The sequence below is a fragment of the Dyadobacter flavalbus genome, from assembly GCF_006149045.1.
Classification (GTDB): domain Bacteria; phylum Bacteroidota; class Bacteroidia; order Cytophagales; family Spirosomataceae; genus Dyadobacter; species Dyadobacter flavalbus.
On the sequence record NZ_VBSN01000041.1, the window covers coordinates 14682 to 35195 of the forward strand.

General features: G+C 44.5%; 22 protein-coding genes and 1 pseudogene. 18 read left to right on the forward strand and 5 right to left on the reverse strand.

Annotated elements, in window-relative coordinates:
• Nucleotides 1-3 precede the first annotated feature (3 nt).
• The 7 genes from FEM33_RS15120 to FEM33_RS15140 all read left to right on the forward strand — a co-directional run bounded on the left by FEM33_RS15120 (nt 4) and on the right by FEM33_RS15140 (nt 6260).
• A complete protein-coding gene (locus FEM33_RS15120; protein ID WP_139012863.1) occupies nt 4-1146 on the forward strand; it encodes a sensor histidine kinase in 1143 nt (380 codons plus the stop codon).
• 121 nt (nt 1147-1267) lie between these two features.
• A complete protein-coding gene (locus FEM33_RS26375) occupies nt 1268-1414 on the forward strand; it encodes a class I lanthipeptide (protein WP_161597141.1) in 147 nt (48 codons plus the stop codon).
• 159 nt (nt 1415-1573) lie between these two features.
• On the forward strand, nt 1574-1786 hold the full coding sequence (locus tag FEM33_RS15125; protein ID WP_139012864.1) for a hypothetical protein: 213 nt from the start codon (nt 1574-1576) through the stop codon (nt 1784-1786).
• A 13-nt stretch (nt 1787-1799) separates the two neighbouring features.
• Entirely contained in the window at nt 1800-1973 is a 174-nt protein-coding gene (locus FEM33_RS26380) for a hypothetical protein (protein ID WP_161597142.1), read from the forward strand.
• 34 nt (nt 1974-2007) lie between these two features.
• Nucleotides 2008-3213, forward strand: a complete 1206-nt coding sequence (locus FEM33_RS15130) for a radical SAM protein (protein ID WP_139012865.1) — start codon at nt 2008-2010, stop codon at nt 3211-3213.
• Between the two features lie 83 nt (nt 3214-3296).
• Nucleotides 3297-5531, forward strand: coding sequence for a peptidase domain-containing ABC transporter (locus FEM33_RS15135; RefSeq protein ID WP_229214259.1), 2235 nt, complete (start codon nt 3297-3299; stop codon nt 5529-5531).
• Between the two features lie 12 nt (nt 5532-5543).
• Nucleotides 5544-6260 (forward strand): HlyD family secretion protein, encoded by a 717-nt coding sequence (locus tag FEM33_RS15140; protein ID WP_139012867.1) that lies wholly within the window; start codon nt 5544-5546, stop codon nt 6258-6260.
• A gap of 28 nt (nt 6261-6288) precedes the next feature.
• Here the strand turns inward: FEM33_RS15140 and FEM33_RS15145 are convergent, their stop codons facing one another.
• Nucleotides 6289-7812, reverse strand: a complete 1524-nt coding sequence (locus FEM33_RS15145; protein WP_139012868.1) for a DUF6734 family protein — start codon at nt 7810-7812, stop codon at nt 6289-6291.
• A 215-nt stretch (nt 7813-8027) separates the two neighbouring features.
• Here FEM33_RS15145 and FEM33_RS15150 point away from each other — a divergent pair, with 215 nt between their 5' ends.
• Genes FEM33_RS15150 through FEM33_RS15165 form a run of 4 tightly spaced genes read left to right on the forward strand, consistent with a single transcriptional unit; the run spans nt 8028 to nt 12966 of the window.
• Nucleotides 8028-10415, forward strand: a complete 2388-nt coding sequence (locus tag FEM33_RS15150) for a TonB-dependent receptor (RefSeq protein WP_139012869.1) — start codon at nt 8028-8030, stop codon at nt 10413-10415.
• A gap of 3 nt (nt 10416-10418) precedes the next feature.
• On the forward strand, nt 10419-11186 hold the full coding sequence (locus FEM33_RS15155; RefSeq protein WP_139012870.1) for a glycosyltransferase family 2 protein: 768 nt from the start codon (nt 10419-10421) through the stop codon (nt 11184-11186).
• A 19-nt stretch (nt 11187-11205) separates the two neighbouring features.
• Complete coding sequence (locus tag FEM33_RS15160; protein ID WP_139012871.1) at nt 11206-12093, forward strand: DUF6625 family protein; 888 nt, start codon at nt 11206-11208, stop codon at nt 12091-12093.
• Nucleotides 12094-12105: 12 nt separating this feature from the next.
• Complete coding sequence (locus FEM33_RS15165) at nt 12106-12966, forward strand: beta-1,6-N-acetylglucosaminyltransferase (RefSeq protein ID WP_139012872.1); 861 nt, start codon at nt 12106-12108, stop codon at nt 12964-12966.
• A 308-nt stretch (nt 12967-13274) separates the two neighbouring features.
• Here the strand turns inward: FEM33_RS15165 and FEM33_RS27055 are convergent, their stop codons facing one another.
• Nucleotides 13275-13607 carry a GrpB family protein gene (locus tag FEM33_RS27055; protein WP_139012873.1) on the reverse strand — a complete coding sequence of 111 codons (333 nt, stop codon included), beginning with the start codon at nt 13605-13607 and terminating at the stop codon, nt 13275-13277.
• 158 nt (nt 13608-13765) lie between these two features.
• On the opposite strand from FEM33_RS27055, the gene FEM33_RS15175 reads away from it, so the two are divergent.
• Entirely contained in the window at nt 13766-14425 is a 660-nt protein-coding gene (locus FEM33_RS15175; RefSeq protein WP_139012874.1) for a hypothetical protein, read from the forward strand.
• 162 nt (nt 14426-14587) lie between these two features.
• Here the strand turns inward: FEM33_RS15175 and FEM33_RS15180 are convergent, their stop codons facing one another.
• Nucleotides 14588-15115 carry a GNAT family N-acetyltransferase gene (locus FEM33_RS15180; RefSeq protein ID WP_139012875.1) on the reverse strand — a complete coding sequence of 176 codons (528 nt, stop codon included), beginning with the start codon at nt 15113-15115 and terminating at the stop codon, nt 14588-14590.
• A 37-nt stretch (nt 15116-15152) separates the two neighbouring features.
• On the opposite strand from FEM33_RS15180, the gene FEM33_RS15185 reads away from it, so the two are divergent.
• The 5 genes from FEM33_RS15185 (at nt 15153) to FEM33_RS15205 (ending at nt 18021) form a co-directional block, all read left to right on the forward strand.
• Nucleotides 15153-15560 carry a cupin domain-containing protein gene (locus tag FEM33_RS15185; protein WP_161597145.1) on the forward strand — a complete coding sequence of 136 codons (408 nt, stop codon included), beginning with the start codon at nt 15153-15155 and terminating at the stop codon, nt 15558-15560.
• Between the two features lie 63 nt (nt 15561-15623).
• A complete protein-coding gene (locus FEM33_RS15190; RefSeq protein ID WP_139012877.1) occupies nt 15624-16190 on the forward strand; it encodes a cysteine hydrolase family protein in 567 nt (188 codons plus the stop codon).
• Nucleotides 16191-16196: 6 nt separating this feature from the next.
• Complete coding sequence (locus tag FEM33_RS15195) at nt 16197-16850, forward strand: phosphoribosylanthranilate isomerase (RefSeq protein WP_139012878.1); 654 nt, start codon at nt 16197-16199, stop codon at nt 16848-16850.
• A 154-nt stretch (nt 16851-17004) separates the two neighbouring features.
• A complete protein-coding gene (locus FEM33_RS15200; protein WP_139012879.1) occupies nt 17005-17283 on the forward strand; it encodes an alpha/beta fold hydrolase in 279 nt (92 codons plus the stop codon).
• Nucleotides 17284-17328: 45 nt separating this feature from the next.
• Entirely contained in the window at nt 17329-18021 is a 693-nt protein-coding gene (locus tag FEM33_RS15205) for an aspartate/glutamate racemase family protein (RefSeq protein WP_139012880.1), read from the forward strand.
• Nucleotides 18022-18532: 511 nt separating this feature from the next.
• On the opposite strand, the gene FEM33_RS15210 is transcribed toward FEM33_RS15205, so the two are convergent.
• Nucleotides 18533-19396 carry an SDR family oxidoreductase gene (locus FEM33_RS15210; RefSeq protein ID WP_139012881.1) on the reverse strand — a complete coding sequence of 288 codons (864 nt, stop codon included), beginning with the start codon at nt 19394-19396 and terminating at the stop codon, nt 18533-18535.
• A gap of 98 nt (nt 19397-19494) precedes the next feature.
• On the opposite strand from FEM33_RS15210, the gene FEM33_RS15215 reads away from it, so the two are divergent.
• Nucleotides 19495-19911: a winged helix-turn-helix transcriptional regulator gene (locus tag FEM33_RS15215; protein WP_139012882.1), complete on the forward strand. Its 417-nt coding sequence runs from the start codon at nt 19495-19497 to the stop codon at nt 19909-19911.
• Between the two features lie 232 nt (nt 19912-20143).
• On the opposite strand, the pseudogene FEM33_RS15220 reads toward FEM33_RS15215, so the two are convergent.
• Nucleotides 20144-20391, reverse strand: a pseudogene (locus tag FEM33_RS15220) (transposase); the annotation flags it as partial.
• Between the last annotated feature and the right edge of the window lie 123 nt (nt 20392-20514).

Here is a 20514-nt window from a genome sequence, read left to right on the forward strand (position 1 = left end):
TGAATGAACAGCATCAATCAGAGTGAATCTTTGACGGAAAAACTCCTGTTTCCCGCCACACCCGGGAGAAGGGTTTTATATCATATCAGCTTTTGGCTGCTTTATATTTTGCTGCACTACGCCTATGCCATCCCCACACTCGCCCAAAAAGCCTCCGATTCAAGCGTTACATTCGCAGGGTTTCTTTATTTCCTGAAGATTGTTCCGGAATACTACCTATGCATTGGCCTTTATAACATTATCAGTAAATACGTCAACGGTATCCTGCTTTTTATTGTGTTGGTCATTGCTGCTATATTGCTGAATTATTTCAGTTCAAAGGCGGTGTTCTTGCTGGTAGACGAGGTATTTGAACTTAAAAATATGCCGCCCAGATTCCAGATGTTTGCCAGCCTTTATCTTTCTCCCTTCCGCTTCCGGGAGCTTAGCTCCTGGCTGGTTTTCGTAAATGATCTTTCAGAAGTGCAGTTTTTTATCCTGCCCATTGCCCTCAAAATGACAAAATTTGCAGTGAGGGAAAATATGATGAGACAAAAGTTACAGACAGATGCATTGAGTATGGAACTCAAAGTCCTGAAATCCCAGATCAATCCGCATTTTGTATTCAATGTACTCAACGCAGCTTACGCCAAAATTCTGCCTATCTCCGAAGATGCAGCAGAGTATCTGCAAAAGGCCTCCGAAATATTGCGTTTTTCGCTTTATGAGACAAACGATGAGTTTATAAAGCTCGAAAAAGAGCTCTCCTATCTTAATCAATACGTGGAACTGGAATCAATCCGCAGCAACAGGAGATGCAAAATCCGCATGGTTCAGCAAGGGAATGTAAAAGAGGAATACAAGATCCCAACGCTTTTGCTTATCACACTTGTTGAAAATGCCTTCAAGCACGGGGTACATGCCACCAGACATAATTCCTATGTTGATATCCAGATTTCCATTGCTGATGATCTGCTGGTATTTCTGATCTTGAACAGCAAACCGAATCAACCCGCCATGCGTAGCAAAAACGTCAGAAGCATCGGAGGCATTGGACTGGCCAACCTGAAAAAAAGGATGGAGATTTACTACAAAAGCAACAGCAAATTCGACAAAACTGAAACTGAGACCGAGTTCAAAGTAAGCATTGAGTTACCGCTTCTGTAACCGGTTCGACGATAAATAAGTTTTGGTCGAGAAAGGACATCATTTGGTATAGAAAAGTGAAAAAATATGTTTTAACCCATTTAGTTTGGGGTATCAATTAACATAAACACCTTCTACCCAAATGAGAAAGAAAACTACTTACCCCACCAAGCTCAACCTTAACAAATTCACAGTGGCCAGGCTGAACGAAGTTTGTGCCACCAACCATGCCCATCTGACGGACTCGGATACAGCGAGCAGCGTAGTTTGCATAGTTCTTACACTTTGATTTAAGGCCAGATTCCATCTCCAAAAAGACTTCCGGGATACTTGCAATGTTTTTCAAAAACAATGGTCGATAAAGAACCCCTTTTCGTCTAAAAACATTCTGCCTGCGAAACTTTTAAAACAGATTTGCACATCAAGTTTTACTGTAAACACAAAGGTTATGAGAAAAAGCTTCGACCAGTTTTGGATGGAACTTCTCGATGACGATGTGGCTCTGAATGCCAATGGAGCCGAAGTCATTTCGAAAGACAGCGGAGAAGAAGTAAGAGGCGGCGACAGGCCGTATATGCCCGTTATCTACGAAACGTCGACCGGAAAAACAAATATCCGGTCAACAACCTTGCTTGAAAATCTGGGACTTAATATTCATTAAACTTTCAGAAACCATGAAAGAGAAAGGACGATTTTCAATCAGTAAAAAGGACAAAAAAAGCAGCAAAAAATCGTTGGATGAGCTTAAAGAAGACGGCCGGAACCAGATTGACGGCGACGATGTACAGGGAGGCTGGCTTCAGTTTGGAGGCGGCAAGATGTCCGATGACGAAAAGGACAAGCATTGATTGCCTTTACTAATACCTGATCTCACCCATTTCTATGTCTTCTCAAAAAGGTCTTAACGGATTGGTTCTCAAAATAGTGAGTCGTTGTAACATCAACTGTTCCTATTGCTATATGTACAATATGGGCGACGAGAGCTATCGGTTATTGCCTAAGAAGATGGCCGGTAATGTAGTAGACCATATTATGGAACGGGCCGCCAGGCATTGTGATGAATTTGAAATGAAAGAATTCGAATTTATCCTGCATGGCGGAGAACCCCTGCTGGCCGGAAAATCATTTTTCAGAGAGTTCGTTGAGAAGGCAAAAAAACAATTTGAAAAGAAACAGGTGAGGCTCAGGATCGGTGTTCAAACCAACGGCATACTCCTGGACACCGAATGGTGCAGATTATTGAACACTTTGTCAGTAAACATAGGGATCAGTATAGACGGCCCGGCAGACAGGCATGATCGGTACCGGAAAGACCATCAGCTTAACGGTACCCATGCCAAAACACTGCTGGGCCTGCATACTGCCCAGCTTGAATCGTGTAAAATAGGTGTGCTGTCGGTCATGGACGCCAGTACCGATCCGCAGGCAATGTACAACTATTTCAATCAGCTGAATATTGACGATCTGGACTTCTTATGGCCTGACCACAACTATGAAAAGCTGCCAGCATTGTATCAGCATCAATCTCCCCGGCCGGATTACACGCCATTCGGAGACTGGTGGATTCGTTTGTTCGACTGCTGGTTTGCCGACCGATTTACCAGGCCCAGAATCCGGTTTCTCAATCAGGTAGTGCTGATGATCCTAGGTAGGGATGCAGGTTTCGAAAGTATCGGACAGGAAGAGAACCGCTATCTGATTGTCGAAACCGACGGGAGTATAGAAGCTTCAGATTATCTCAAAGCCTGTGGCGATGGCTTTACAAAGGAAGGCCTCAACATTGAGCGCCATGAGCTTTCGGAAGCATTCCATACACCGTTAATGAAAATGCACAGGCAAAGTCACCGTATGTTATCAGACACGTGCAGGCGATGCAGCATAAAGGAAGTATGTGGCGGCGGGCACATTGCACATCGGTTCGGCAAAGATAAAGGCTTTGCAAATCCGTCTATTTACTGCTTTGACCTGATGAAACTTTTAACGCACATTCAAAACAAAATTTTGGACAATCTGTCTGCAAAAACCATTCGTGAAGCCGGGTTAGCCAAAATGTCCTATCAGGATGCTTTGAGAAGTATAAACATGTAAAATTGCTACGGGCTATGGCTGGAAATAAATACAAATTTTTCGCGCAACTGGATTTCATGGATTGCGGCCCTACCTGCCTGAAGATGGTGACAGCTTATTTCGGCAAGGATTATTCCATTGATTTTTTAAGATCCAACGCATTCGTGTCCAGATCGGGCGTGAGCCTGGCGAATCTGAGTCTTGCTGCTGAGAAAATCGGGTTTAAAACCCTCATGGTCAGAATAAACTGCAACAAATTAAGCAATGAAGCGCCCTACCCCTGCATTTTACACTGGAATCAGGAACATTATGTGGTGTTGTACGACGTAAAGCGGCAGTTTTCGTTCACCAAAAGAAAGTTTGAAGACCGCTACATTGTTGCAGATCCCGGACATGGCCTTGTGTCATTGGACAAGGATGTTTTTCTCCGTTGCTGGGCGGGCAGCAGCACGCAGGAAGTTGGTGTGGCATTGTTGATGGAGCCGACGCCGGAATTTCATCAAATAGAAATTGAAGGGGACCAGAAACCAAATGCCGGTTTTGGATTTTTGTTTCAATACCTCTCTCCATATCGTAAATACTTGTTTCAGGTTTGCCTTGGCATGTTGTTTGGCAGCCTTGTCAGCCTGATATTCCCTTTTCTCACCCAGGCACTGGTGGATTATGGGATTCATCAGCACAACATGAATCTGATACACCTCATATTGATTGCCCAGCTCATGCTGTTTCTGGGTGGAATCGGCGTGGATATGATCCGTAACTGGATATTGTTGCATGTCAATACGCGGATAAGCCTGAGCATTATTTCACATTTCCTCATCAAGCTGATGAAACTGCCGATCAGTTTTTTTGAGAGTAAAAACATAGGCGACATTACGCAGCGGATCAGTGACCATCACCGGATCGAAACCTTCCTGACCAGCACCACGATTAATACCATGTTTTCGGTCCTGAATATTATTATTTTTTCTGTGGTTCTGGGCATTTACAGTTCACAACTGCTGCTGGTCTTTATCATAGGAAGCACGCTATCATTTGCGTGGGTTTTCCTTTTTCTGAAACAAAGGCGTGACCTGGATTACAAGCGTTTCCAAAGTATGAGAGAAAACCAAAGCGGGATTTTTGAACTCATAACCGGTATGCAGGAAATCAAGCTCAATAATTGCGAACGTGCACGCAGGTGGGAATGGGAGCGCATTCAGGCTAAATTGTTTAAAGTCAATGTAAAAAGCCTTAGCCTTGAACAGTATCAGGAAATCGGATCATCATTTTTTACCCAGCTTAAAAACATCATTGTAACCTATATCTCGGCAACGCAGGTGATCAATAATGAGATTTCACTGGGGGTTATGCTCAGCATTTCTTATATAATCGGACAACTGAATGGCCCTTTGAGCCAGATCATCGAGTTTATCAAAAGTATACAGGATTCCAAAATGAGCCTTGACAGGCTCAGTGAAATTCACAACAAACCTGATGAAGAACTGAACGAAGAATTTGTATTTGGAAAAAGAAGCGCGATAGCGACTTACAATGAAAAAGATCTGAAAGAGGCGGTCAGCGATATACGCTTCAATAGTTTACTAACCGGGTTTGACGAAGGAATCACCATCCGAAACCTTTCGTTCCGGTACGGCAGCCCGCATGTACCGCTGGTTTTGAAGAACATCAATCTGCACATTCCCAAAGGAAAAGTAACTGCCATTGTGGGTTCCAGCGGAAGCGGCAAGTCAACTTTGCTAAAATTGTTACTGAAATTCTATCCTGCGCAGGAAGGCGAAATTCTTGTTGATGGAATTGAAATGAGCGATATGCAGGCGAGTACCTGGCGTGGCATGTGCGGGACGGTTATGCAAGACGGATTTATTTTTTCCGACACACTGGCGAAAAACATAGCTGTAGATGGCCAGCGAATCAATGAAAGCAGGCTTTTAAATGCAGTAGTTACCGCCAACATTCAGGATTACGTCCGAAAGCTGCCGCTTGGTTTCTCCACTAAAATAGGAAGTGCAGGATCCGGATTAAGCGGAGGTCAGCGGCAACGGCTTTTCATTGCCCGGTCGGTTTATAAAGATCCAAGCTATATTTTCTTCGATGAGGCAACCAGTGCATTGGACGCTAACAATGAAAAGATCATTATGCAAAACCTCGAAAATTTCTTCAAGGGACGCACTGTCGTGGTTATTGCGCACAGGCTGAGCACTGTCAAGAACGCAGATCAGATCATTGTTCTCGATAGCGGGGAAGTAAAAGAGATCGGGAACCACAAGCAGCTTTGTGAGCGAAAAGGATACTATTACGAGTTAGTCAAAAACCAGCTTGAACTGGATGCTGCATAAACCCCTATCATCATGGCAGAATTAATGGAATACCATCAGCCCAATGACGAAATTCAGGAAATTATAGGTCAGGTTCCCAGCGGCGTCGTACGTTGGGGCATTACTTTTTCCCTTATTTTGTTGCTTACAGTGCTTTGGGTTTCACGATACCTTTATTTGCCGGTTGCAATCAAGGCAACGGCCATATTAAATGCCAAGGAGCAATATTTCAAGGTAGTCTGGATGAAGACCGACCCGGCTGTGGATTATCTGGTGAAAGTTTCCGAAAACCAGTCTGTCCGTAAAAGCGATACGCTCCTGGTGGAGGCCAATTCACAAACAGGAAAGAAAAAGTACTACACTTCCCCTACCGACGGGAAGGTTGCCATTTTTAAGGGAACTGAACAAATGCCCCGGGCATCCGTTCTCATGGTGGTACCCGCATTTTCGGACTATACCGTAGAGCTTAAAGTTCCTGTGAGTGGCGCCGGGCAGTTGCGGAAGGGACAAAAGGTAATCTTGCGCCTCGACGAGTTTCCCGAAAGCAAGTACGGCTTTTTGATCGGGAAAGTTGCCACTACTACATTGATCCCTATTGACAAGTTTTACAGGATCAAAGTGGACCTGAGTAATGGAATGACGACTAACATTGACCAGCATATTCCCCTGCAGGCCAGTATCAGTGGCACTGCCGAGATCATTACTGAAAATACTTCTGTTTTCGACAAGATATTCAAGTATCTTATTTAGAAAATAATAAAACAAGAGAGGTAATCAGTTAAATACCGGCAACCTTCCTTGTTTCAATACTGACAGCGCCGGCCCCGTTTTCAGCCACAAATTCAACAAGTCCCAGAAACAATAATTCCTTTATTTTCAGATCAATTTTGTTCAGCAACCAGGCGTGCTGTCCTTTGTTAACATACTGCGAGGCTTTGTCAGTTACTAATTGTGTCAGTGATGCTATTGTTACCGGATTTTCGGCCGCAAGCAAGATAAAGATCGAAAGATCATCCAGCGGACGATGCGCCGTATGCCTGTACCCAAATGCAAAATCGTACACAGTGGCCAGATAGTAGGTGTTGGTTTTACCGGGATAAAGAAAGCTCATGACGGGAATATCATTATTGGCAATGATGCTGCCGTCCGTACTCAGCCTGCCGCTTTCCACCAGCATCTGGTCCAGCATCGCCAGTCTTTCCTTCTGGAGCTGATGCAGTGCCTCATGCTCCGATATCAAATCTTCAAACAGGTCGTATTTCGAACGCTCGAAGCTGATGATGTTCGAAAGATCATCCTGACCCTCTTCGCGATAGCGGACTTCCAGTTCCCCGCAATTTTCAATGGTAATGACTTGCCCCGTGTCGATCTGACTGGCCATCAGGTTGCTTTCCGGAAACAGATCCTTGGTGGTCAAGTTGAATGCTGTACTGCTGTTCCAGGTGCTGTCCATAAACCGGACAACGCTTTGGAATATTTTTGGAAAACGTCTTTTCAGCTGAAATTCTACCTGTTTGCAGTAATAGAGATCCTTTTTATTATTACCAATAAGGTGGGTAATGCCATAAGACTCATCCATACAATTTGCAAGTGACCTGTAATCCTGATCCAGTTTTGAGGGAATCATTTCAGTCACAGGCCGGCTGCAGAACTCGGCGTAATGCCTGAAAAAGCATTCCTCGATCAGTGTGTTCAGAAATCCGGAATGACTGGCGCCCAAATCGGTTCTGGAAAGATATCTGTTGAAAAACAGGGTTATTTCACTGACAAAATCTTTGAAAAACAGGTAATCCGTACCACCGACAATCCCCATGTTAACTGCTTTGTACGGGCTGGCCGCATTGCCGAAAAAATGCGGTAAAGGAATTCCGGCCTCATAAAGCTGCTTTATTGCTAAATCATAACATTCAAAGCCACTCTGATCATTTTGCGCAATAACAGGCTTGTCCCACAATTCCTGAGGCAACCCGTTCCACAGAAAAGCATCCGCATCCACATGGAGAAATGGGCTGCTCGCATGTCCGTAGGAACTGATTTTACGCAAGACCCACCAATTTTTGGGGAACAATTCGGCCTTACCCTCCTGTGTCAGCTGCACCTCGTCGTAGGGTAATCCGAGGGCGTCAACCAGAATCCGGCAACCGGCGGTATCCGTATGCAGGACTGTATTGGGAAAGTGTTCGTAAAGCAGGGAAGCGCTTAAGGCCCAACTCATAAAATGAAAACGGGCATCCAGCCAGCCTCCGTTTATCTGATCTGCCGGAAGCCCGGAAGGCGCCCAGAATGTCTGAATCGCATTCATTTTTTCGTGTTTTGTTTTGGAAAATAATGTTATGAAGCTCCCGTGATTATACCTATTGTCTTCGATGAAATGGTTTTCCTTATCGACGAAACTTGGAATTTTCTTCTGTCGGGTTTTTCCTGTGATTGGTATAAGAATGTTTATCGTCTGCCCGTACAGAGATTCTTTTGTGCTCACGGATCAGTGGAAAATAGTATCACAAAAATTCTGTTGGCATGAAAAAGAACTCAACCTTATTATTCATTCTGATGTGTGTCGCTACATCGGCTATGTCCCAGTTTCGGGTCAAAGGAAGAATTTACGAGAAAGCGGACCAGGGAGCGGCCTATGCCACGATCGCATTGGTCGCATCAAAAGATTCAAGTGTTATCAAAGGGGCGGTTTCCGACGAATCCGGTGCATTCGAGATCGATAACCTTGTCCGGGGCAGCTACCTGATTAATGTGCAGTATGTGGGCTTCCAAAAAAAATGGTCATCACTGATCACGTTAAGTGACTCTTCAGCAATGGTCGACGTAGGTAATATCACGTTAGAGGAAAGCACCCAGAACCTTGCCGAAGTTACGGTAAAAGGAGAACGGAGCCTTGTGGAACAAAAGGACGACCGAATGATACTGAATGTCGATAAAAGTGTGATTGCCAAGGGTAACAAGGTAAATGATCTGCTCAAATATGCCCCACTGGTACGTGTCTCCAATGACGGCATTAAAGTAGCCAACAAAGGCAATGTGCTGATACTGGTCGACGGGCGTCAGACGGGACAGGGTGCTCTGGCGAGTTTCCTGCAAAACTTCTCCGCCGAAGATATTCTTAAAATCGAAGTGCTCACCAATCCTCCTGCCCGGTATGATGCGAGCTTCGGCGCAGTAATTGATATTATAACGAAAAAAAGCCTGGAAGTCGGCTTCAATGGCAGGGTTGCCCTGAATTACTCCCATGGCGAGTATGGAAGGTTTACCCCTGACGGATCCCTTAACTTCAGGGCAAAAAAATGGAACGTCTTTACCAGTGCCAGCGGTATGGTCAGCGACAACTACAGTGAGCAGTTCCTTGAAAGACAGTTCCCGGGCAGTTCCCTGGCCAACAATGTCAACAATCTGGAACGTAACAAAGGGATTTCATCCTTTAACGGGATTGACTTTACTCCGAATGCAAGACATTCCATGGGATTACGCCTAAATGGCTCGTGGTTCGGTAAAAATGGGGAAAACAGAACAAAAACCAGTTTCAGGGGACAATCATCGGTTTTGGATTCCTTATTGCAGGTCACTAACAGAAGTAAAGAAGATGGCCAGACTTATGATGCCAACTTTTACTATACCGGAAAACTGGATAGTGCAGGTAAAGAGCTCTCCGTTAATGTAACGCAAAGTTTTTTCAATAAATCTTCGGTCCAGAACCTTTCCTACCAGCGGCAAAGTCCGGAAGGAATGCCCACAGGAGTGCCTTCAAGACTACGTATCACCAATCCGAATGATCAGCAAAGCTTTATAGCCCAAACCGACCTGAGTATTCCATCCAAAACAGGAAAGTGGGGCACAGGCGTGAAATATATCTCGATTGGAAATGACAACGAGCTGCGCCAGGAAAATTATAATGAAGGTTTGTATGAACTGGACACTGCATTCAGCAATGCGGGGGTTTACCGGGAGCACACTTATGCCGGCTATGCGAGTTACAGCAATGCGTTCAAAAATGGCTGGTCGCTGCAGGCGGGATTACGACTGGAGCATACAAGTCAGGAACTGACCAGCGCCAGTTTGAGCAGAAAATATACCGGATTGTTCCCCAGCATGGGTTTGAGCAAAGGCTTTAAAAACAGATCCAGTTTCAGCCTTTCTTACAGCCGCAAAATATCCCGCCCAAGCCTGTACAGCCTCGTGCCCTTCAGAACAATCGTCGATCCGTATTCGATTGTGGAAGGCAACCCATTACTGAAACCTTCCTTTGCCAATACGGCTGATGTGTATTATACATTTGGAAGCATGACTCTTTTTGCCAATTATACACATACCAAAGATCTGATCTCAGATGTGCTTTTCGCAAATGAGGATACCAAAGTTTACATCCAGACCATGGGTAACCTGAACAGCGTCAATGATGCTTATGCGGGCATGAGCTGGGGACAGGATATCAGTAAATGGTGGAAATCGAGCAGTACCTTCACCCTTTCAGGAACGCGCACCAGGTCACGTGTTGCAGACGTGCCCGGAGTTAAGCTGAACGGTTATGGCGTTGTTTTGAATAGTACCAACATATTCACTCTGGCAAAAGGCTACAAGGCGGAGCTGTATTTGAATTATAGTTCTCCCAACCGTTACACGATCTGGAAAACAAAGTCGCTGTACTGGGCTTCACTGAGCATTAATAAAGATTTGTCCAGATATGGCAATATACGCGTCGCTTTTGAAGATATTTTCCGTACACAAGTGAATCGCATCCATGTGGGTTACGGGCCAGTGGACATCAGGAGCCGTTTTTACTCCGATGCGCAAAGGGTAAGGGTGTCTTTCTCATATAATTTTGGAAAGAAAACCGTAAAGGGCGCCAAATACCGCAGCCTGGGCAATGAGGCTGAGAAAAACCGCATGGGAGGACGGTAACGGATGGAAAATCAAGCAAATGTTACGGTCATTCTGACGGTTTGGAAAAGGAACCATCTGAGAGAGCAGATAGAAGCATTGTTATCCCAATCCACACCTCCGGCGCACATCTGGGTTATTCAGTGCATGCAACATTTGTCGATTAAGCACATTTTAAAAGACTATCCGCAAGTGAAGTATTTTCAGTCCGATGAAGACCTGAAATACTTTTCCAGATTCAGCATTGGAATACATGTACGTTCGGAATTTACCTGGATACTGGATGACGATATTATCCCTTCCGCCATTTGGATAGAGAAATGCATCAGTACATGCAGAAAGTATAACGCCATTGTTTCCAGTAATGGCAGGATAATTCCCAAAGACGACTTTTATCCCGAAAAAGTAAAAGGAATAGGCTACACCAGTTCCTATTTTATCGGAGACAGCGTTCATCGGGATTCGGTAAACCGCTGTGATGCAGATACGGTCATTGATTTTCCATGTAGCAGCTATTTTTTTAAAACCGAATGGCTTAGATATTTCTGGGGAATCTGGCCGCTGACACTGGAAACAGCTGAAGATATCCATTTCGCAGCAAGCTGCCGTATTCTGGGCAACATACCGGTAGTCGTGCCAAGGCAGCAGACGAAATTTGATAGTGGCAACATCCGCCCGGATTACAGCCTCGACGAGCATGCTTCATGGATGAGAGGCGGTTTTGCCGAGGCCAGGTCGGAGGTGATCAAATACTTTGTGGTTGAAAAGGGATGGAAACCGCTGCTGTGGTAACAAAGCTAAATCTTGTCAGATGAGAAAATCAGACATTACATTCATCATTCCATTTTTCGGACAGGCACCACCCTGGATGCCGTTTTTCATCAAAAGCTGTCATTCTAATCGGGATGTATCATTCCTGATTTTTGCCGATTGCCTGCAAGTCGGGATCAGCGGTAATGTCGAAGTAATAAGGTTGAATCTGGCGGATCTGAAGGTACTGGCGGAAGAAAAGTTGCGATTCCGGGTTTCACTGGACCGTCCCTACAAAATCTGTGATTTCAGACCTGCCTTCGGATTGATATTTGCAGATTATCTGAAAGGATCGCGCTTCTGGGGAACCTGCGACGTGGACATTTTGCTCGGTGACATCCGCAAGTTTATCACCGAAGACCTGCTCTCCCGGTATGATGTCATTACGGCAAAGCGGGAGTATCTGATCGGGCATTTTACATTATACCGCAATACGCGTAAAGTCAATTATCTATTTAAAAAAAGTCCGCATTACCTCCGCGTTTTTCAAAACTCACAAGCTTTCGCCTTTGATGAATGCAACTTTCTTTGGTGGAAGCTACTTGCCGGGAACCCGATTCAAGAAACCAGATCCCAGATTGAAAGCATGTCCCATGTAGTAAAGCGGCTGGCTGTGAGTGGATACATCTGTGCCTACTTCCGGTCGCATGTGATCGAACAGGATCAGTTGACCTCCGATGGGCAGCTGGAAGCATTTACCAAAACACTCATCTGGGAAAACGGAAGATTAATGGATGCCCGTGAAAATCAGGAATACATTTCATTCCACTTCCATTTTATGAAAAAGCAAACCATCTTCAACATCCCGGACTGGGAAGAAATACCCGAACGGTTTGCCATTTCTCAGGCAGGTTTTTCATACATCAATGAATGTGATACTTGTAAATAAGACCATAAAGCGATGGATATTACCTATTTGATACTAGCTCATAATAAACTGCACCAGGTGGACAGGCTCATTGGCAACCTGCTGGGAAACGATGTTTATATCTATATACACATTGATAAAAGGGTTCATTCGAGTGAAATAAAGCAGTATAACTTTGCGTCCCATAAGCGTGTGAAGGTGATCAGAAACCGTGTTGCTGTGAGCTGGGGAGGATTCAGCATGGTGCAGGCCACATTGAATCTTATGAAAGCAGCATGTACACACCATCAGGAAGGCTATTGCGTATTGCTGAGCGGCCAGGATTTTCCACTGCAGCCTGTCCATCATATTAATGCATTCCTGAATGAAAACTACGGAAAAGAATTTTTGCAGTATTGGCAGCTTCCGTATAAAAACTGGATTAATGGCGGTCTTGACAGAATCAAATATTATTGGTTTGTGGATAAGATCGGCATGGATGAGAGTAATGTGTTTTTTAATTTTCAGCGAGAAAATAAAATGGAGAGAAGCTACTTCAAGGATTATCCTCCCTATGGCGGCTCTCAATGGTGGTGCCTTACAACCAGCTGTGTACGCTATATTCTAGATTTTATCAAGCAAAACCCTATTGTCGTCGAATACTTTGAACTGACATTGATCCCGGACGAATCCTTCTTTAAAACCATTGTCCTTAATTCTCCTTTTAAGGAAAATGTTGTCAATGATAACCTTAAATACATCGTATTTGAAGGAGGAAAACCACATCCTAATCTAATGCGTCTCGATGATTTCGATTCCCTTGTAAATTCAAAAAAGTTGTGGGGAAGAAAATTTGATATGGCTTATGACAATCAGATACTGGACAAGATTGAAAACCAGATCCTGCTTGCATGATATCGTTTTATGCATATAAGAAAGTACTTTACCACAATGCATAATTTATTTGCGGAAATAAGCTCAATGTCAAGTTAATAAACTTAACCAGTGGCCTCGATCTGGAGAGTATTACACTATTGTCCGGCTCTTCTTTTTTCTATCCTCTCAAAGAGATAAAATCCCGGAAAGGATTTTCAGCAGTGGGGTTTCAATTATAATTTCCTGATGCGCGGATGGCAAAAGTTGGTAACGTATGATCGCAACGTCCATGGAAATGCTTTTATTCCTCCAAACCGGGCAGATGAATAAACGGCAGCTACCCTTCATCAATCAAACTGATGCTCCTTTACAAATTGCTTTGAGCATGTAAACAGCTGCCCCTTGTCAAAACCATCCCTGCCAGGCGGCCGGTGGTCTGAGAGATCATGGATTCCAGTGAAGCCGATGCTGTTCAGTCTCTTTTTCATTTCTGGATCAAAGCAACTTACCGGAACTTGGCTGTCAATGATATCTTTTGCAGCAAGGCCCGGGACAGCCGCAGGTCCAATATGATAATGCTGGTCTCCCAGGCATTTGTCGCACCTTTTAACAAGGTTGCAATCTGTTGAAACGGTATTGGTCAATGTAGCCGACGGGGAACGATTTGAATCATCTCTCAATACATTTTAGACAAAAAAAGCGGATGTTGAGCATGAAAAAAATACAATCCAGTAGCTTCCTCCTTCCAAGTCCAGAGCTGGATGATCAATTTTGCACCTCCAAGCATTATTTCATAACCACATCAATTTTTACTTAATTGTTATTAACTGCTATAAGTTTGATGTTCTGCATGTTTTTGCAACATAACCAACCTGCAACCAAACAGGATGTCATTCGATATAAAAAGCTACTAGTGTCTGGGGACGGTGACACTTTGCGTTTTTCGTCGGATGATCTTCAAGTTTCTCTCATTGATGTCAAAGAGAAAGGAATCAAAGTATTGTCCAAGGCTGGTTCAGGTGTCGTTCAGCATTTCAGTGAGCCGACAATCAGCATTGAAAGTTGTCCAGACACTGCATTCGCTGCGGATCTGAATGACGATGGCCGGCTGGATTTTAAAATCCTGTTCAATTTTAAAGGAGCATCGCCATTAGCATCACGAGTGAAAAGGAAAATGTACCTGTTCAGCGAGCCTGATGGTTCTTATTCAAAAGTTTCCTTTTTTGATTTTTCTGTAGAGCCCGAAACTGATTTCAATGGCGATCATCAATTTGAAATTGTTGCGAAAGATTTGGTTCAGTTTAAAAAGCACAGTTATTGGAAATATGAAGTGTTCGAATATTCCGGTAAAAAGTTGCGCAACGTAAGCTATAAATACGGCTATCCAAAACTTGTCCCCTACCGCATCAAGCCCGTCAATAAGCCGCTGTCCAATCTTGCAGATGCAGATCGGCGCAAGCTGATGTCAAAACAGCCACGGGAATATGATCAGCAGTAAAAGCTTACAGTTAAGCAGATAGTAAATCAGGAAGCTACCAGAAAACTGGCATCTGTCACTAACCAGAGATCAATCCCCGGACCGTTCAGCATCCAGCAGAGGGCTGATGCAAGACCTGTTCAGCAAGCTTTTACGGTGACAGCGACAGCCCGGAATACCGGTTTAATGCTCGTTTTGTACGAAACAAATAGGTAGTTCTTTGTGCATCCGGAAATTTATAATCAAAAGTCCATCTATGAAGTTCCGGTTCTCAGCCAGCAGTACGAAACCTTGTCTTTCAAAGAACGGCCTTGCGGTTTTGCTTACATCAGCGGTTAAGACCTTTGTACCCATTTCAGTGGCCTTTTCCTCTAATCGATTATAGATGGTCCGGGCAATGCCTTGACGGAGATAGTTTTTACCGGTGTACATAAAATCAATGTAATGGCTGTCCATAAGTGACCCAAAGCCGGCTGGTTCTCCGTTTACTTCGGCAATGATAAAGTATTGCGTATAGATCGCGGTCGTCCAACGTTCCAGGTTTTCAGTGCCTTGCTTCCATGCATCGCGCTGGTCCGGATCGTAATCGTTGATGCAGGTATGATCTATTGTTTCCTTGTAAATGGTCTGCAAGCATTCCAGGTCAATGCGTTTTGCCTGTCGTAACGTGATTTCAGAGGATAGGCTTTCCTTCGGCATAGTAGAGTTCATATTAAATTATCAATAGCATATTCAACCCACAATGACCATGCAAAGAAAACTGGTTCACATTCTATTTCTCCTCATTATCTCTATGAATGCAAATGCGCAGCAAGCGGTTGCACGCAAGGACCTTCTGGCAGTCACATTCGACAGCCGTGCGGTCGACAATGTCCAGGCAAAGGAAATTACAATGGGTGCAGCCCAGCGTGCGCCGCTTCACCGGCATCCCTGCCCGGTTGTTGGCTACATTACCGAAGGCACTCTCATTTATCAGATCCAGGGACAGCCAGCTCAGACGCTAAACAAGGGCGATGCTTTTTACGAACCTGCTGAAACAGAAATTGCACGTTTCGATAATGCATCGGCCAGTGCACCCTTGAAATTCATTGTCTTTTATTTAAGCACCGGTGAACAGCCCCTCATAGAGATCCTAACCAAAGCCAGCAATAAATAAAGCAACTGTATTCTTTAAAAACAAGGCTTTGAGTTTGATTTATCAGATGTTAATTCAGTACATATGAAACTAAGAAAAGAAATGTTTCCGGCTTTAATTTTAATTGATTTCCAAAAAGGTTTTGACGATGAAGCATATTGGGGCGGGTCCAGAAACAACCCGGATGCAGAAGAAAATGCGAAACAATTGCTGGATTACTGGAGAGCGAATAACCTGCCCGTATTTCACGTACAGCATATTTCAGCCAATCCCGACTCGAAACTTAATGGGAACAACCCCGGACATGACTTTAAAGACATAGTCAAACCTTTATCAGAAGAAATAATTGTTCAAAAATCGGTCAACAGCGCCTTCATTGGTACTGATCTGAAAGAACAACTGGATGAGAAAGGGATTCGGGCGCTGGTCATTGCAGGTTTAACAACAGATCATTGTGTGTCTACAACCACTCGAATGGCTGGTAATTATGGATACGAGACATATGTTGTAGCCGATGCAACGGCAACTTTTGGCAAAAGCGGGATTAACGGCCAGTACTATGATGGCGAAACGATGCATCAAACGGCATTGGCACAACTAAATAAGGAATTTGCTACGGTTGTTCATACGCACCAAATTATCAATAAGTAAAACACGATGATAAAACCCAGAGTAAAAATCTGCTGCATAAGTAGTATTGAAGAAGCAATGACTGCTATTGCACATGGCGCATCAGCCTTGGGCCTGGTAGGCCATATGCCAAGTGGACCAGGTATCATCAGCGATGCGCTCATCGAACAAATTGCCAGGAAAGTCCCGCCCCCTGTCTCCACTTTCTTGCTAACCAGCGAAACCCGGCCGCAGAACATTATCACACATTACAAACGGGTAAACACCACAACGATCCAAATTGTGGACGCACTGGAAAAACGGGAATATGAAGCACTTCGCAAGGAATTGCCAAATGTGAAACTGGTGCAGGTCATTCATGTAGCTGATGAAAGTTCAAAAAAAGAAGCTATTGAGATTTCACAGTATGTTGATGCCCTATTGCTGGACAGCGGAAACCCTAATTTGCCGATCAAAGAACTGGGCGGTACGGGACGAACACATAACTGGGAGATCAGCAGACAAATCAGGGAAGCAATCCAGATTCCATTATTTCTGGCTGGCGGAATCAATAAGGACAACGTAAAACAAGCCGTGCAAGTAGTTCAGCCCTTTGGTCTTGACCTTTGCAGCAGCGTTCGTACAGATGGGAAGCTGGATCCTGAAAAGCTCGAAGATTTTTTTAAGGCAATTGATTTCTAGTATGCATTTGTAAGTGAAAAGCAGGGTTCTTACTGTTTCGCCGGGATTGGCCGTTCAGTAGGAAGTACTCACATTTCAAAGTTTCATCTATGCATCCGGAAATTTTCCCGCATCCTTCCATGTATTCTTTGTTTGTAAAATATATTATTTAGCCATGAATTTCAGAAAACACGGGAAGGCATACGGCTATTACGGAGTCATCGAAAGCAGGACATTTGAAAAGGGAAACCTGCTGCAAAACATGCAAATTCCGGCCGGCCTTTTCCGGGGCGCCAGGGACGGGATTGTGTCCTTTGAAACCGGATTGGAAAGCAAGGACTTATTGAAAAACACGCAGACAACCCAGGTTACATTTGAGCAATCCTGGCATGAGCCGTTTATTACTGGAACCGCTGAGTTTGTCAACGCTGTACGGACATTTGTTGAACAGTAGCAACTTAGCGTAATGAATTTTAATTACTAAACTTGGAATCAATCGATGAAAACGATCGGGTTATTAGGCGGAATGAGCTGGGAATCAACGGCTATTTATTATAAAAAAATCAACGAGATAATTCGTCAGCAGCTCGGCGGATTACATTCGGCAAAGGTGCTGCTTTATTCCTTTGACTTTGAAGAAATTGCCAAGATGCAAACCCATGGTGACTGGCAACAAGCCGCAGCCGTGCTTTCCGACGCGGCTTTAATACTGGAAGGTGCAGGCGCTGATGCTGTACTAATTTGCTCCAACACCATGCATATGGTCTATCCTCAGCTAGCGGAAGCCCTGAAAATACCAGTTATTCACATTGCTGATCCGACAGCAGCGGCCATACAGCAACGAGGGTTGAAAAAAGTCGGTTTACTAGCTACCCGCTTTACAATGGAGCAGGATTTTTACATTCAGAGATTTAAAAATCACTATCAAATTGAAGTCATCGTCCCAGGCCATGATGATCGCAGGCTCGTTCATGATATCATTTATGACGAGTTATGTAAAGGCATCGTAAATGATACTTCAATGCATCAATATGTCCATATTATTCAAAAGCTGATTGACTCCGGCGCTCAGGCAATTGTCCTTGGCTGTACGGAAATCGGGATGCTGATTAACCAGACCAACGTTGCAGTTCCCGTTTTTGACACAACTTACCTCCATGCACAAGCAGCTGTGAAATTTTGTCTTATCTGACTTTTTACAATTTTTTGCCTTGAAATTTCAAGCTTATAAATGCCTGCTCTATCAGGCAGATTATGAGTAACAAAACTGTCTGTCTGGCTGTTGAACTTCGTAGTATTGCTGGAAACTGCTTACGCTTTTAACAATTTGCCAATCAACCGTATCGGAACGGAAGCACTAGACAGACTTAAAAGGACCAAACTAAATGTTATAAACAAAAATTCTCTCAAAAGGCCCGCATTTTTCAAACAAGCGATTTGCATGCTTCCTGCCGTTACCACTGGTGAGCGTCCGACCTGCCGTTAATGCATTCCAGGAAACCAAATGTTCAATCAAAAAACAGGTGTCACGCCTGATGATTACATGATGATAAATTGAACGGAACTGACCTCATCTTTCGGAATTTAAAATTTGCCTGCCATCCCGTCCATTATTGCTCCGTCATAGCAGCAATGAAAGCAATTTGTCTCTTCAATCAAGCCCAAAGTTTACCGAAGCATGTAATCACCAGAGCCGAAAGTATTCAGGTACCCGGAAAATAAGTCGTTTTCAGATACTCCCGCAGTGAAGTTGTCTTGCGGCCCAACAGATGCCCCACAGTGTCGTGTGTGCCGACCAGCATGCCGTGTTTGGTGGCGGCACCCCACTGGGCAAGGAAGCTGGCGACGACTTCGGGAAAGCCGGCGGCTACTTTCTGCGCGGTGTAAGGCGCCAGCTCGCTGTCTTTGTAAACGATGGGCCGGCCAGCTAACGCAGAGAATTCCCGGGCGATGTCGTGAAACGAATAGGCTTCACTTCCGGACAGCGTATACTCCCGGTTTTCATGTCCTTCGCTGGTGAGCAGGGCAGCTGTGGCGGCAGCCAGCTCGGTCCGTTTGACAAAAGCGATTTTCCCTTCTCCCGCTGGAAAAAGTATCTCCGCACGAGGCACCTCGCTGCCAATCAGGTACTCAATGCCTTCAAAGTAGTAGCCGTTTTTAAGAATGGTATATATCAGCCCAGACGCTTTAAGGTAGGCTTCTGTGGACAGGTCGCTTTCTGTGACTTCCTGCATCACGAAATTGGTACTGCGCTGGATGCTGGTATAGAAAAGGTGCTTTACCCCGGCTTCCTTAGCCGCGTCAATGACATTCCGGTGCTGGCGCACCCGGTCGGTAAAGGCCACAGCGGAAACCAGCAGTACCTTATCAATGCCCCGAAAGGCTTGCACCAGTGCAGGATAGTCAAAATAATCGGCTTGCCGGACGTCTACGCCCCGATTCACGAGTTCCTTGGCTTTGCTGACGTCGCGCACCAGGGCAGCGATTTCCCCGGCCGGGATAGAAGTGAGCAAGGATTCGATGGTTTGGCGGCCCAACCCGCCAGTGGCTCCAGTTACTAAGATCATGATAAAAAAATAAAATTCATATATTTACTTGCGATTTGCAAGTGCAAAGATAAAATAATATACTTGCAAAATGCAAGTAAAAAAAACAAGTCTTTTTTATGAAAGAGCTAAAACAGCGTTCTACCTGCCCTATCAGCACATCGCTTGATGTGCTGGGGGATAAATGGACCCTGCTCATTCTGCGGGATATGGTGTTTGCAGGCAAGTCTACTTATGGGCAATTTCTGCAGTCAGCGGAAAAAATGGCGACCAACATTCTGGCAGATCGTCTTGCGGTTCTGGAATCGCAAGGCATTTTAACCAAGGCCGTGGCTGCGGATAAGAAATCGAAGTTCACCTACCGCCTGACGGAAAAAGGTATTGACACGATCCCGATTATTATAGAGCTTGTTCTGTGGGGAGCCCGGCATTGCCCGACCGTCGTTGATTCCGCGCTGCTGGAAGAACTCCAGTCTGGTAAAGCCGCAGTCACTGAGAAGTACCAACGGCTAGCGCGCGAAAACGCCCTGGTATAAACAAGAGGCATGAGGTGCCTTTACATATAAAAAGCAATTACTTCCAATTTAAGATACACATTCTCCTGTGGAATTGCAACCTTTTGTTGGAGGAATTTAATAGGCAATTACTTTTTGACATCTTTCCGGGGAATCTTCCATTCCCCAGACCCCTTGGAACCTTTATCTAATTGAGGGCTATAAGCTCCTCAACTAGATAAAGGGCTTGATTTCACTTCTTCAATTCAGGCTATCAAGCTGCTTTTTGCTTGTTTAATAGTTTTTCTTCAAAGGCCTGAGGGCTCAAATATCCAAGCGATGAATGTCTTCTTTTTCTATTATACCGGGCGCCAGCCGCCATACTTCTATAAATTCAAAAATCGCCAGTTTTGCCTCTTGTTTACTTTTAAATTCTTGATGATAAACCATCTCTGTTTTCAGCGTCTTAAAAAAGCTCTCAGCTGGTGCATTATCCCAACAGTCACCTTTTCGACCGCCGGAATTCTAAGTTAAAAACAAACTTTAAGCATATTACTTTTTCAAGATACTGAACCTTATGCCTAGTATCGGCTCCACATTTTTTCTCACAACCCTCCATGATATTTGAGAGGGATTGCGAGAAAA

Coding starts and splice junctions, on each gene's coding strand:
- FEM33_RS26375 (WP_161597141.1), top strand. CDS start 1,268: ATGAGAAAGAAAACTACTTACCCCACCAAGCTCAACCTTAACAAATTC.
- FEM33_RS15185 (WP_161597145.1), top strand. CDS start 15,153: ATGCAAAGAAAACTGGTTCACATTCTATTTCTCCTCATTATCTCTATG.
- FEM33_RS15140 (WP_139012867.1), top strand. CDS start 5,544: ATGGCAGAATTAATGGAATACCATCAGCCCAATGACGAAATTCAGGAA.
- FEM33_RS15195 (WP_139012878.1), top strand. CDS start 16,197: ATGATAAAACCCAGAGTAAAAATCTGCTGCATAAGTAGTATTGAAGAA.
- FEM33_RS15200 (WP_139012879.1), top strand. CDS start 17,005: ATGAATTTCAGAAAACACGGGAAGGCATACGGCTATTACGGAGTCATC.
- FEM33_RS15180 (WP_139012875.1), bottom strand. CDS start 15,115: ATGAACTCTACTATGCCGAAGGAAAGCCTATCCTCTGAAATCACGTTA.
- FEM33_RS15150 (WP_139012869.1), top strand. CDS start 8,028: ATGAAAAAGAACTCAACCTTATTATTCATTCTGATGTGTGTCGCTACA.
- FEM33_RS15215 (WP_139012882.1), top strand. CDS start 19,495: ATGAAAGAGCTAAAACAGCGTTCTACCTGCCCTATCAGCACATCGCTT.
- FEM33_RS15165 (WP_139012872.1), top strand. CDS start 12,106: ATGGATATTACCTATTTGATACTAGCTCATAATAAACTGCACCAGGTG.
- FEM33_RS15155 (WP_139012870.1), top strand. CDS start 10,419: ATGGAAAATCAAGCAAATGTTACGGTCATTCTGACGGTTTGGAAAAGG.
- FEM33_RS26380 (WP_161597142.1), top strand. CDS start 1,800: ATGAAAGAGAAAGGACGATTTTCAATCAGTAAAAAGGACAAAAAAAGC.
- FEM33_RS15130 (WP_139012865.1), top strand. CDS start 2,008: ATGTCTTCTCAAAAAGGTCTTAACGGATTGGTTCTCAAAATAGTGAGT.
- FEM33_RS15190 (WP_139012877.1), top strand. CDS start 15,624: ATGAAACTAAGAAAAGAAATGTTTCCGGCTTTAATTTTAATTGATTTC.
- FEM33_RS15135 (WP_229214259.1), top strand. CDS start 3,297: ATGGTGACAGCTTATTTCGGCAAGGATTATTCCATTGATTTTTTAAGA.
- FEM33_RS15160 (WP_139012871.1), top strand. CDS start 11,206: ATGAGAAAATCAGACATTACATTCATCATTCCATTTTTCGGACAGGCA.
- FEM33_RS15210 (WP_139012881.1), bottom strand. CDS start 19,396: ATGATCTTAGTAACTGGAGCCACTGGCGGGTTGGGCCGCCAAACCATC.
- FEM33_RS15125 (WP_139012864.1), top strand. CDS start 1,574: ATGAGAAAAAGCTTCGACCAGTTTTGGATGGAACTTCTCGATGACGAT.
- FEM33_RS15120 (WP_139012863.1), top strand. CDS start 4: ATGAACAGCATCAATCAGAGTGAATCTTTGACGGAAAAACTCCTGTTT.
- FEM33_RS15205 (WP_139012880.1), top strand. CDS start 17,329: ATGAAAACGATCGGGTTATTAGGCGGAATGAGCTGGGAATCAACGGCT.
- FEM33_RS15145 (WP_139012868.1), bottom strand. CDS start 7,812: ATGAATGCGATTCAGACATTCTGGGCGCCTTCCGGGCTTCCGGCAGAT.